The sequence below is a fragment of the Pseudomonas sp. QD4 genome (assembly GCF_049199125.1).
Lineage (GTDB): Bacteria > Pseudomonadota > Gammaproteobacteria > Pseudomonadales > Pseudomonadaceae > Aquipseudomonas.
Genome location: NZ_JBLZOM010000009.1, coordinates 36,981 through 48,751 on the forward strand (window position 1 = coordinate 36,981; position 11,771 = coordinate 48,751).

11 protein-coding genes are annotated in these 11,771 nt (G+C 62.2%); 6 read left to right on the forward strand and 5 right to left on the reverse strand.

Going from position 1 to position 11,771, the window contains the following annotated elements; all coding sequences use genetic code 11:
- Nucleotides 1-132: 132 nt before the first annotated feature.
- Both ACOZJV_RS31560 and hslO read right to left on the reverse strand, forming a co-directional pair.
- Nucleotides 133-1,674 (reverse strand): phosphoenolpyruvate carboxykinase, encoded by a 1,542-nt coding sequence (locus ACOZJV_RS31560; protein WP_020299817.1) that lies wholly within the window; start codon nt 1,672-1,674, stop codon nt 133-135.
- Nucleotides 1,675-1,853: 179 nt separating this feature from the next.
- Nucleotides 1,854-2,756 (reverse strand): Hsp33 family molecular chaperone HslO, encoded by a 903-nt coding sequence (gene hslO, locus ACOZJV_RS31565; protein ID WP_078469287.1) that lies wholly within the window; start codon nt 2,754-2,756, stop codon nt 1,854-1,856.
- A gap of 102 nt (nt 2,757-2,858) precedes the next feature.
- Here hslO and ACOZJV_RS31570 point away from each other — a divergent pair, with 102 nt between their 5' ends.
- Complete coding sequence (locus tag ACOZJV_RS31570; protein ID WP_078469286.1) at nt 2,859-3,659, forward strand: phosphatase PAP2 family protein; 801 nt, start codon at nt 2,859-2,861, stop codon at nt 3,657-3,659.
- A 72-nt stretch (nt 3,660-3,731) separates the two neighbouring features.
- Here ACOZJV_RS31570 and ACOZJV_RS31575 read toward each other — a convergent pair whose 3' ends face one another.
- Complete coding sequence (locus ACOZJV_RS31575) at nt 3,732-4,136, reverse strand: RNA-binding S4 domain-containing protein (protein WP_020299814.1); 405 nt, start codon at nt 4,134-4,136, stop codon at nt 3,732-3,734.
- Between the two features lie 115 nt (nt 4,137-4,251).
- Between ACOZJV_RS31575 and ACOZJV_RS31580 the strand changes: the two genes are divergently transcribed.
- The 3 genes from ACOZJV_RS31580 (at nt 4,252) to rimK (ending at nt 6,431) form a co-directional block, all read left to right on the forward strand.
- Nucleotides 4,252-5,031 carry an EAL domain-containing protein gene (locus ACOZJV_RS31580; protein WP_421549318.1) on the forward strand — a complete coding sequence of 260 codons (780 nt, stop codon included), beginning with the start codon at nt 4,252-4,254 and terminating at the stop codon, nt 5,029-5,031.
- Nucleotides 5,032-5,112: 81 nt separating this feature from the next.
- On the forward strand, nt 5,113-5,529 hold the full coding sequence (locus tag ACOZJV_RS31585; RefSeq protein WP_421549380.1) for an ATP-dependent zinc protease: 417 nt from the start codon (nt 5,113-5,115) through the stop codon (nt 5,527-5,529).
- Complete coding sequence (gene rimK, locus ACOZJV_RS31590; protein ID WP_007972871.1) at nt 5,526-6,431, forward strand: 30S ribosomal protein S6--L-glutamate ligase; 906 nt, start codon at nt 5,526-5,528, stop codon at nt 6,429-6,431. Before ACOZJV_RS31585 ends, rimK begins: the two co-directional genes overlap by 4 nt.
- 63 nt (nt 6,432-6,494) lie before the next feature.
- On the opposite strand, the gene ACOZJV_RS31595 is transcribed toward rimK, so the two are convergent.
- Nucleotides 6,495-7,808, reverse strand: a complete 1,314-nt coding sequence (locus ACOZJV_RS31595) for an ATP-binding protein (RefSeq protein WP_201128946.1) — start codon at nt 7,806-7,808, stop codon at nt 6,495-6,497.
- Nucleotides 7,809-7,912: 104 nt separating this feature from the next.
- Nucleotides 7,913-8,653, reverse strand: a complete 741-nt coding sequence (gene ompR, locus ACOZJV_RS31600; RefSeq protein WP_078469282.1) for a two-component system response regulator OmpR — start codon at nt 8,651-8,653, stop codon at nt 7,913-7,915.
- A 359-nt stretch (nt 8,654-9,012) separates the two neighbouring features.
- On the opposite strand from ompR, the gene ACOZJV_RS31605 reads away from it, so the two are divergent.
- Complete coding sequence (locus tag ACOZJV_RS31605) at nt 9,013-11,337, forward strand: Tex family protein (RefSeq protein WP_078469281.1); 2,325 nt, start codon at nt 9,013-9,015, stop codon at nt 11,335-11,337.
- Nucleotides 11,337-11,720, forward strand: coding sequence for a PaaI family thioesterase (locus ACOZJV_RS31610; RefSeq protein ID WP_020299808.1), 384 nt, complete (start codon nt 11,337-11,339; stop codon nt 11,718-11,720). Before ACOZJV_RS31605 ends, ACOZJV_RS31610 begins: the two co-directional genes overlap by 1 nt.
- Nucleotides 11,721-11,771: the final 51 nt, after the last annotated feature.

The window sequence follows — 11,771 nt, forward strand, 5'->3', positions numbered from 1 at the left end:
GGGTTGATCTGCGCCTCGTTTCCAGCGCCGTTCTGATGGGCGTCGAAGCCTGGCGGCGGCAACTGAACCCAAACCTTGCGCCCACAAAAAAGCCGCCCCGAAGGGCGGCTTCTCAAACCACTGAACCGATGCTTACAGCTTCGGGCCGGCAGCCTTGATCGCGTCGCTTACGTCGAACTTCTTGAAGTTCTCGGTGAACAGGCCGGCCAGGGCTTTGGCAGCCTCGTCGTAGGCGGCTTTGTCAGCCCAGGTGTTGCGTGGGTTGAGCAGGCCGGTTTCGACGCCTGGAACGGCCAGTGGCACGTCCAGGTTGATGGTGTCCAGGTGCTCGGTCTCGGCACCGATCAGCGCGCCGCTCTGGATCGCTGCGATCACGCCACGGGTGGTCGGGATGTTGAAGCGTTGGCCGACGCCGTAGCCACCGCCGGTCCAGCCGGTGTTGACCAGGTAGACCTTGGAGCCGAAGCCACGGATGCGCTTGATCAAAAGCTCAGCGTATTCGCCAGCCGGACGCGGGAAGAACGGTGCGCCGAAGCAGGTGGAGAAGGTCGACTTGATGCCGGTGCCCGAACCCATTTCAGTCGAGCCCACCAGAGCGGTGTAGCCGGACAGGAAGTGGTAGGCAGCTTGCTCTTCGCTGAGGATCGACACGGGTGGCAGCACGCCGGTCAGGTCGCAGGTCAGGAAGATCACCGCGTTTGGCTCGCCACCAAGGTTTTTCTCGGAACGCTTGGCAACGTGCTCCAGCGGGTAGGCTGCGCGGCTGTTCTGGGTCAGGCTGACATCGGCGTAGTCGGCGTGCTTGGCGTCATCGATAACGACGTTTTCCAGGACTGCGCCGTGCTTGATGGCTTTCCAGATGACCGGCTCGTTCTTCTCGGACAAGTCGATGCACTTGGCATAGCAACCGCCTTCGATGTTGAACACCACGCCCTCGCCCCAACCGTGTTCGTCGTCACCGATCAGGTAACGGCTTTCGTCGGCGGACAGGGTGGTTTTGCCGGTGCCGGACAGACCGAAGAACAAGGTCACGTCGCCCGCTTCACCGATGTTGGCAGCGCAGTGCATTGGCAGCACGTCGGCGGCCGGCAGCAGGAAGTTCTGCACCGAGAACATGGCTTTCTTCATTTCACCGGCGTAGCGCATGCCGGCGATCAGCACTTTTTTCTGAGCGAAGTTGAGGATCACGCAACCATCGGAGTTGGTGCCGTCACGCTCTGGAACGCATTCGAAGTTGGCAACGTTGAGCACCTGCCACTCGTCACGGCCAGCCGGGTTGTACTGCGCCGGGTTGATGAACAGGCAACGACCGAACAGGTTCTGCCAGGCAGTCTGAGTGGTCATTTTCACGGCCAGGTAGTGATCGGCAGACGCCCCTACATGAACATGGGAAACAAAATGTTCCTGCGCGTTGTTGAATGCCTCGACGCGGTTCCACAGGGCATCGAACTTGTCGGCCGGGAACTTGCGGTTGATCGGGCCCCAGGCAATGGCAGCCGAGGTGGACGGTTCTTCAACGATGAAACGATCGACTGGCGAGCGGCCGGTGCGGTGACCGGTGCGAACCACCAGCGCGCCGGTATCGGCAAGCTCGCCTTCACCGCGACTCAGGGCTTCTTTGACCAGATCATCGACACTCAGATCGGTGTACACGGCGTTATTGGCTTGCGTCATGAGGTTCCCCGTCGGCCAGTGGCCGAGTGCTCCAAACGTTTTGTAGTAGAAAGTCGTGCACTACTACCGCGAAAAAAGTGGGCCGGATTATGCCAGAAAAGCCCAAAAAGAGTAGGGCCCTCCCGTCAGAACGGCGTTATTCCGGCACTTGCCAGGTGATTTACCTGCGCTGAATCGTTTTAGTGACGAGTATCTGACGGCGTGTCGACACCCGCTCCGGCAAACAATTGAGCGATATCGGTGGCATCGAACAGGTAGCGTTCGTTGCAGAACTGGCAATCGATCTCGATGCGGCCGCCATGCTCGATGACCAGTTGCTTGGCATCTTCCAGACCCAGACTGACCAGTGCATTGCCCGAACGTTCGCGCGAGCAGCTGCAGCGAAAGCGCAGCGACTGCACGTCGAACAGGCGCACGGCCTCTTCGTGATACAGGCGATGCAGCACGGTTTCGTTATCCAGGCTGAGCAACTCGTCGGCGGTCAGGGTGCTGGCCAGGGCGGTGATGTGCTGCCAGCTGGCGTCGCGTTCTTCCTGGTCGCGCAGGCGGTCGGCGGGCAATTGCTGCAGCAGCAGGCCGCGGGCGCGGCGGCCGTCGGCGTACAGCCAGAAACGGGTGCCAACTTGCTGCGACATCACGAAATAGTTGGTGAAGCATTCCGACAGGGTCGCACCGTCCAGGTCGACGATGCCCTGGTAGCGCTGGCCCTGGGTCGGGTCGACCGTCAGGGCCAGGACGCCGTTGGGCATCAGGTCGGCCAGGGTGGCGTCAGGGGCGATCTGCGCCGCGTCATAGCGAGCCAGGCCACGGATTTCACGGTCGCTGGAGCACTCGATCATCAGCAGCGGAACCGGGCCCTCGGAGCGTGCCTGCAGGATCAGCAAACCGTCGAACTTCAAGGTGCCGACCAGCAGCGCGGCGGCGGCCATCAGCTCGCCAAGCAACTGTGCAACAGGCTCGGGATAGGCGTGTTTGGCAAGGACTTCGGCATAGCTGAGTTCCAGGCCCACGAGCTCGCCGCGGGTGTCGCTGTCATCGAAGATGAAGCGTTGGGTGAAGTCGGTATCCGGCAAATCAGTCATAGGTCTGGGTATCTGAAGTGATGACAAAATGTGTACAAGCATCGAAAATCAGTTTTTTCGCACCTTTATGGTGCGCGTATTTTCGCTTGCTGGAGGCATTTTATGAACAATCCGGGTCTGTTCCAAGCAAGGTGGAACCTCGGCAGATTGGCTGTGTGTAATTTACTCCCTTTGGCCCTGCTGGGTTTCTGGTTGTGGCCGACCGGGCAAATGCTCTGTGTGATGTTCGACGAATGGCTGTTTCATCTGCTCAATTCCCCCTTGGCGACGCACTCGACCTGGCTGCATATCTGGGCGGTGGCCAGCCTGCGTCCGTTCGATGCGGTGGTCGGGGTGATTCTGCTGAGCCTGTTGATTCGCGGTGACTGGGTGTTCAAGGCCAGCGACGTGCGCCGGGCGTTCTTCGGGTTTGTCTCGATCCTGGTGCTGATGCTGGTGATTCGCGTGCTGTTTTCAAAGTTCGCCGCCTTCATGGGCTGGCAACATCAAAGCCCGTCGATGGTGATCGACGGCGCGGTGCATATGAGCGAGTACTTCCCCGGGCTGGAAAGAACCTGGGAACTCAAGGACCGTTCCAGCCAGAGCTTCCCGGGCGATCATGCCTCGGTGCTGTTGATCTGGGCGATGTTCATGGGGTTGTTCAGCCGCAGCCTGGGGCAGTTCGTGGTGGTCTGGGGCCTGGCCCTGCTGTTCATGATGCCGCGTCTGGTGGCGGGCGCCCATTGGGGGCAGGACGATTACATCGGCGGCGTGCTGCTGGCGATCTGGGCCCTGGGCTGGGGCTACTACACGCCGTATGCGGCCAAGGCCTCGGACCTGCTGCTGCGCCTGACCGCGCCGCTGTTCAACCTGCTGGAGCGGATGCCGCTTCTGTCGCGGCTGAGCGTGGTACGGCTGCGCTGAGGCTGTAACGGCGTCAGGCGGGTGGAGTGGCGAGGGAGCAAGCTCCCTCGCCCTGCTGCGATCGCTGGACAATCATTCGTGGCTGCTGCCGTGAAACTTGAACAGGTCGCGGCGCTGCTTTTTGCTCGGCTTGCCGTCGGTGCTGACGCCCAGGGCGCCAGCCTTGCGCAGGGCGGCCGCGCCTTCGCGCTTGGCGATGCTGGCTTCGGTTTCCGCGTACAGGGCCTGCGCCTCGGGCGCGCCACGGCGCACGATGGATAACGCCAGGACCACCACGGTGCGCTCGTCGAAACCGGCGCGGATCTGAAATTCATCGCCGATTCGCGGCTCTTTGCCGGGCTTGCAACGCTCCCCCCGGTGATGCACCTTGCCGCTCTCGATCGCCGCCTTGGCCAGAGCGCGAGTCTTGAAGAACCGCGCCGCCCACAGCCATTTATCGAGACGGACCTTGTCGTCCTCTTCCTGCTTTTGAGCCACTGGAATTCCCCTCTCTGAAAGATGTCGCAACTGTACTACTTGATCGCAGGGGCGCATAAACCCCGCGCCTCACCTAAAATACCCCAGGTTTGCACCTGAACAGCGAGGAGTCCTTGTGACTGATTTCCCCACATCATTGACCTCGCCCAAGACCCGCTGCGAAGGTTGCCAACAAAGCCAGCCGCTGGACTTTGACTTTGCCTTCGCCTATCAACCCATCGTCGATCTGCGCGACCGCTCGATTTTCGCCCACGAAGCCCTGGTACGCGGGGTCCATGGAGAAGGCGCGCTGACGGTGCTGAACCAGGTCAACGACAGCAATCGCTATCGATTCGACCAGCGCTGCCGCACCCAGGCAATTGCCGGCGCGGCACAACTGGGGATGCAGAGTCACCTGTCGATCAACTTCATGCCCAACGCGGTGTACCGTCCCGAGTTGTGTATTCGCAGCACCCTGGAGGCCGCCCGCCTGCATAACTTCCCGCTGGATCGGCTGATTTTCGAGACCCTGGAAAGTGAGCACGTAGATAACTATCGCCATTTGACCAATATTCTGCGTGAATACCGCGAATTCGGCTTCAAGACCGCCATCGACGACTTCGGCTCCGGCTATTCAGGGCTGAACCTGCTGGCCGATTTCCAACCTGACCTGATCAAACTCGACATGGCGTTGATTCGCGATGTCGACCGTGATCGCGTCCGGCAGGCCATCGTTCGAGGGATTGTCACAATCTGTGCGGAATTGAGCATTACAGTCATCGCCGAAGGCATTGAAAGTGCCGGTGAACGGGACTTTCTCGCCGACTGCGGAATTTTTCTGATGCAGGGCTACTGGTTCGCCAAGCCTGCATTCAAAGCATTGGCCGAGGTTCCTCCCGAGGCCTGGAAAGCGTAATCGCTGGTTACCATTTTGAAGACATTTGACCATTTGACCGTCGTGGGTTTGCGCGAGTGGGTGGCGCTTCCCGATTTGGGAGTGGCCGGCCTGCGCGCCAAGATCGACACCGGCGCCAGCACCTCCAGCCTGCATGCCACCGAGATCGAGCCATTCGAGCGCGACGGTGAGCGCTGGGTACGCTTCACCGCGCACCTGGGCAGCGTGGTGCAGCTGCGACATCGACGCTGTGAAGCGCCGCTGGTGGCGATGAAGACCATCAAGAGTTCCAACGGCCAGGCCCAGGTGCGTTATGTGATCAGCACCACCCTGGCCCTGGGCGATCGAGTCTGGCGGGTCGAGTTCACCCTCGCCTGCCGCAAGTCCATGCGTTACCGCTTGTTGCTGGGATCCAAAGCCCTGATCGACGGCCAGTTGGTGGTCAATCCAGGGATCAAATACGTTCAAGACAAGCCGGTGTTCCCGGTGTCCACTACCTCTGCCACAGGTGTTGCATGAAGATCGCTGTGCTGTCGCGTAACCCGCGTCTGTATTCCACTCGTCGTCTGGTCGAAGCCGGCACCGAGCGTGGCCATGAAATGGTGGTGGTCGATACCCTGCGCGCCTACATGAATATCGCCAGCCACAAGCCGCAGATCCACTACCGCGGCAAGCCGCTGGAAGGCTTCGATGCGGTGATCCCGCGGATTGGCGCCTCGGTGACGTTCTATGGCTGCGCGGTGCTGCGCCAGTTCGAAATGATGGGGGTGTTTCCCCTCAACGAGTCGGTGGCGATCGCCCGCTCGCGGGACAAACTGCGCTCGCTGCAATTGCTGTCGCGCCGCGGCATCGGCTTGCCGGTGACCGGCTTTGCTCACTCACCGGACGACATCCCCGACCTGATCGAAATGGTCAACGGCGCGCCACTGGTGATCAAGGTGCTGGAAGGCACCCAGGGCATCGGCGTGGTCCTGTGCGAAACCGCCACTGCGGCAGAATCGGTGATCGAGGCCTTTATGGGTCTGAAGCAGAACATCATGGTCCAGGAGTACATCAAGGAAGCCGGCGGTGCCGATATTCGCTGCTTCGTGGTCGGCGACAAGGTGATTGCCGCCATGAAGCGCCAGGCCAAGCCCGGCGAATTCCGCTCCAACCTGCACCGTGGCGGCAGCGCCAGCCTGATCAAGATCACCCCCGAGGAACGCATGACCGCCCTGCGCGCAGCAAAGGTCATGGGGCTGGCGGTGGCCGGCGTGGATATCCTGCGCTCGAACCACGGGCCGCTGGTGATGGAAGTCAATTCCTCGCCAGGCCTGGAAGGCATCGAGACCACCACCGGCAAGAACGTGGCGGGGATCATCATCGAGCACCTGGAAAAGAACGGCGGGCCGAACATGACCCGTACCAAAGGCAAGGGATAGGAGCAACTACACGCTTCAAGCTGTAAGCGGCAAGGGAAGAACAGCTTGCCGCTTACAGCGGATTCAATCGGCGTCGCGGGGGAGCAGCAGGCCTAGTGGGAGGCGTACTCGTGCTTCCAGGCCGCCACCGGCGCGGTTGCGCAGCTCGACATTGCCGCCGTGCATCGAGGCGATGCGCTTGACGATCGCCAGCCCGAGGCCGGTACCCTTGCCGCCACGGGCGCGGTCGCCGCGGGTGAACGGGTTGAAGATCGCCTCCAGCTCCGAAGGGTCGATCCCGGCCCCACGGTCCATCACGCTCAGCACCACGTACGGCGCGTTGGTGTCGCCGGACACATAGGCCGCCACTTCCACTTCGGTGCCGGCGTGATTCAGCGCGTTACCAATCAGGTTATTGAGCAGGCGCTTCATCGACACCCGACGCAGCGGAAACGGCTGGATCGGCTCCAGGCGCAGATGCACACGCTCTTCGTTCTGGTTGTAGGGCGCTGCCACTTCACGCACCAGGTCGCTCAGGTCGACCTCTTCCACCGACTCGTCACGCCCGTCGCGGATAAACGCCAGGAACTGATCGAGAATCGCGTCCATGTCCTCGATGTCGCGCACCATGTCGTCGCTCAGGTCGCTGTGGTTACCCATCAGCTCCAGCGACAGGCGCAAGCGCGTCAGCGGTGTGCGCAGGTCATGGGAGACCCCGGCCAGCATCAGTTCGCGCTCGCGCCCGGCCTGCTCCACATCCTCGGCCATCTGATTGAAGGCGCGGTAGACCTCGGTCATCTCGCTCGGGGTATCGCTGATCGGCAGGCGCACGCTGCGCCCCTGCCCCAGTTGCCGGGCGGCATACACCAGGCGCTTGAGCGGCTGGTTGAGCTGGCTGACGAAAATCCAGGCCGACGCAGTGGATAACAGGCCGATGGCAAGGAACCAGCCCAGCACGCTCCAGATCTTCTGCCCGCGCAACGGGTGCGGGTACAGCGGTACTTTCAGCCAGCCATCTCCCAGACTCGGTGCCCGGACCCAGAGGGCGGGGGGTGCATGCATGCGCAACCGCACTTCGGTGTCGGCGCCCAGCTCGGCCTGCATCTGCCGCTGGTAGATCTCGCTGTAGGGCCAGTGCTGTTCGCCGGCCGGCACGCCGCTGCCGACCACCTTGATCAACCCGGCGGCTTCGGCGATCTGGTCGCGGTTGGACTCATCGGCGGCCCAGTAGGCACGCAGGGTCAGGGCCACGCCGTGGCTGTACTGGCGGTCCACCAGCACGTCCTCGTTCATCAGCAGATAAACCAGGGTCAGGGCCTTGGAGAACAGCACCACGATCAGCACCAGCCACAGGGTGCGGGAGAAGAAACTTTGCGGGAACCACAGCGGGGTTTTCATAACAGCCCATACACACTTTGCAGGAGCGAGTCGCACTCGCAGCGTTGCGGAATGCGAACGCCCGGGCGTTGATGGCCCGGGCGTTCGCTCCTACAAATCACCGATCACTTGGTCGCGGTGCCATCCGGCACGAACACATAACCCACGCCCCAGACGGTCTGGATATAACGCGGCTTGGAAGGATCAGGCTCGATCATCCGGCGCAGGCGGGAGATCTGCACGTCGATGGAGCGCTCCAGGGCGTCCCATTCACGGCCACGGGCCAGGTTCATCAGCTTGTCGCGGGTCAGCGGTTGGCGGGCGTTCATCACCAGCGCCTTGAGTACCGCGAACTCACCGGTGGTGAGCATGTGTACTTCATCGCCGCGCTTGAGTTCGCGGGTCGCCAGGGACAATTCGTAGTCACCGAAGGTCACGCTTTCGTCTTCGCTGCCCGGAGCCCCTGGCACCGGCGCCGATTGGCGACGCAGCACCGCCTTGACCCGCGCCATCAGCTCGTCCGGGTTGAAGGGCTTGGCCAGGTAATCGTCGGCACCCAGTTCCAGGCCCTTGATGCGGCTCAGCTCGTCGCCCTTGGCGGTGAGCATGATGATCGGGATCTGGTTGTTGGCGTTGCGCAGGCGGCGGCAAGCGGTCAGGCCGTCTTCGCCAGGCAGCATCAGGTCGAGGACCACCAGGTTGAAGACCTCGCGGCCCAGCAGGCGGTCCATTTGTTCGGTGTTCGGGACTGCGCGGGCACGGTAGCCCTTGCTGACGAAGAAACGCTCCAGCAGGCTGCTCAGCCCGGGGTCGTCGTCAACAATAAGAATTTTTTCGCCTTCAGCAGTTTGTGCAGTGCTGCTCATTGGATGCTCCTCTAATCTCGGTGCGCATTATGGCGTAGCTGCCGTTATACGCACCGTGTGCATTGTTAGCAGATTTTTCCTCGGTCGCCAGCAAACCCGCCGTCGGCCGGCGCCGCGCAATACCCCGGAACAGCAGAACGCTGGTTATAATGCGCCGCCTTTTGTGTCGGGCATTATCTGATCGTTATGCCAATGGCCGCTTTTTTATTTTTCATGGCCGGCAGTAATTTTTCGATTTCGCGGGTCAACAGGCTGCCTGTTGACCCAGGTGGCGGCGCTGGTCAGGCCGCTCAACCAGGCTCGCCGGGCCCATCAATCCGCGCCTGCGAGCCTGCTTTCACAATTTGTCAGGTGGTTTTATGGACAGCATCAACAGCCGCATCGCCGAGGAACTCGGCGTACGCCCACAACAGGTCGAAGCGGCCGTCGCTCTATTGGATGAAGGCTCCACCGTGCCCTTCATCTCCCGCTACCGGAAAGAAATCACCGGTAGCCTCGATGACACCCAGCTGCGTCATCTGGAAGAGCGCCTGCGCTACCTGCGAGAACTCGACGAACGGCGGATCAGCATCCTGGCCAGCATCGAAGAGCAAGGCAAACTGACCCCGGAACTTGCTCGCGACATCAAGCTCGCCGACACCAAGACCCGCCTCGAAGACCTTTACCTGCCGTATAAGCAGAAGCGCCGCACCAAGGGCCAGATCGCCCTGGAAGCCGGCCTCGGCGAGCTGGCGGACGGTCTGTTCAACGATCCGAGCCTGGCCCCGGAAACCGAAGCCGCACGCTTTGTCGACGCCGAAAAAGGCGTGGCTGACGTCAAGGCCGCCCTCGAAGGCGCCAAATACATCCTCATGGAACGCTTCGCCGAAGACGCGGGCCTGTTGGACAAACTGCGCAACTACCTCAAGCAGGAAGCCACCCTCAGCGCCCGCGTGATCGCCGGCAAGGAAGAGGAAGGCGCCAAGTTCCGCGACTACTTCGAACACGACGAACCCCTGAAAAGCATGCCGTCGCACCGCGCCCTGGCGATTTTCCGTGGCCGCAACGAAGGCATCCTCAGTTCCGCGCTGAAAGTCGGCGACGAACTGCCGGGCACCATGCACCCGTGCGAAGGCATGATCGGCCAGCAATTCGGCATCCAGAACCAGAATCGCCCGGCCGACAAATGGCTCGGCGAAGTGGTGCGCTGGACCTGGAAGGTCAAGCTCTACACCCACCTCGAAACCGACCTCCTGGGCGAGCTGCGCGATGGCGCGGAAACCGAGGCGATCAACGTGTTCGCCCACAACCTGCACGACCTGCTGCTGTCCGCCCCGGCCGGCCCGCGCGCCACCCTGGGCCTGGACCCGGGCCTGCGTACCGGCTGCAAGGTGGCGGTGGTGGATGCCACCGGCAAGCTGCTGGACCACGCCACGGTCTACCCGCACGTGCCGCACAACAAGTGGGACCAGACCATCGCCGTGCTGGCCGCCCTGTGCGCCAAGCATTCGGTGGACCTGATCGCCATCGGCAACGGCACTGCCAGCCGTGAAACCGACAAGCTGGCTGCCGAACTGATCAAAAAATACCCAGCCATGAAGATGACCAAGGTCATGGTGTCCGAAGCCGGCGCCTCGGTGTACTCGGCCTCGGAACTGGCCGCCCGCGAGTTCCCGGACCTGGACGTGACCATCCGTGGCGCGGTGTCGATTGCCCGTCGCCTGCAGGATCCACTGGCCGAACTGGTGAAGATCGATCCGAAATCCATCGGCGTCGGCCAGTACCAGCACGATGTGTCGCAGCTGAAACTGGCACGCGGCCTGGACGCCGTGGTCGAGGACTGCGTGAACGCCGTGGGCGTCGACGTCAACACCGCGTCCGTGGCCCTGCTGGCGCGGATCTCGGGCCTCAACGCGACCCTGGCGCAGAACATCGTCAGCCACCGCGACGAGAACGGCGCATTCAAGACCCGCGCCGCGCTGAAGAAAGTCGCACGCCTGGGCGAAAAAACCTTCGAACAGGCCGCCGGCTTCCTGCGCGTGATGAACGGCGACAACCCGCTGGACGCCTCGGCGGTGCACCCTGAGGCCTATCCACTGGTGCAACGGATCGCTGCCGAGACCGACCGCGATATTCGCTCGCTGATCGGCGACAGCGGCTTCCTCAAGCGCCTGGACCCGAAGAAGTTCACCGACGAGACCTTCGGTTTGCCGACCGTCACCGACATCCTCCAGGAACTGGACAAGCCGGGCCGCGACCCGCGTCCCGAGTTCAAGACCGCCGAGTTCCAGGAAGGCGTCGAAGACCTCAAGGACCTGCAACTGGGGATGATCCTCGAAGGCGTGGTGACCAACGTCACCAATTTCGGTGCCTTCGTCGACATCGGCGTCCACCAGGACGGCCTGGTGCACATCTCCGCGCTGTCCGAGAAGTTCATCAAGGACCCGCGTGAAGCGGTCAAGGCTGGCGATGTGGTCAAGGTCAAGGTCATGGAAGTCGACATCCCGCGCAAACGCGTGGGCCTGTCGATGCGCATGAGCGACACCCCGGGCGAGAAAATCGACGGTGCCCGTGGCTCACGCCCGGGCTCGGCACCGCGCCAGTCGCAAAACAGCGCGCCGCGCAAGGAAACCGCCACGGCAGCCCCGGCCAACAACGCCATGGCGTCTCTGTTCGCCAATGCCAAACAGTTGAAGAAACGCTGATGGAAATCCCCGCCGGCCTGACCGAAAGTGCCTTCTTCCAACTGCTGGGCTGTCGCTTGCAGCGCCTGGAAGTCGGAGAGGCCGACGTTGCCCTGGCGCTGACGCCAGAACTGCGCAATCGCGGGCAGAAACTGCACGGCGGGGCGATTTTCAGCCTGGTGGACATCGCCATGGGCCTGGCTTGCTCCAGCACCCACGGCTTCGACCAGCAGAGCGCGACCATCGAGTGCAAGATCAACTACATCCGTGCGGTGGCCGAGGGCGAGGTGCTGTGCCGCGCCCGGGTCATCCATCCCGGCCGCCGGACCCTGGTGGTCGAGGCGGATGTGGTGCAAGGCGACAAACTGGTCGCAAAAGCACAAGGCACCTTCGCGGTCCTATAGCTGCCCGCCATCAAATTGGGTTAATTTCGGCGCTGCGAAAGCGGCGTCGGA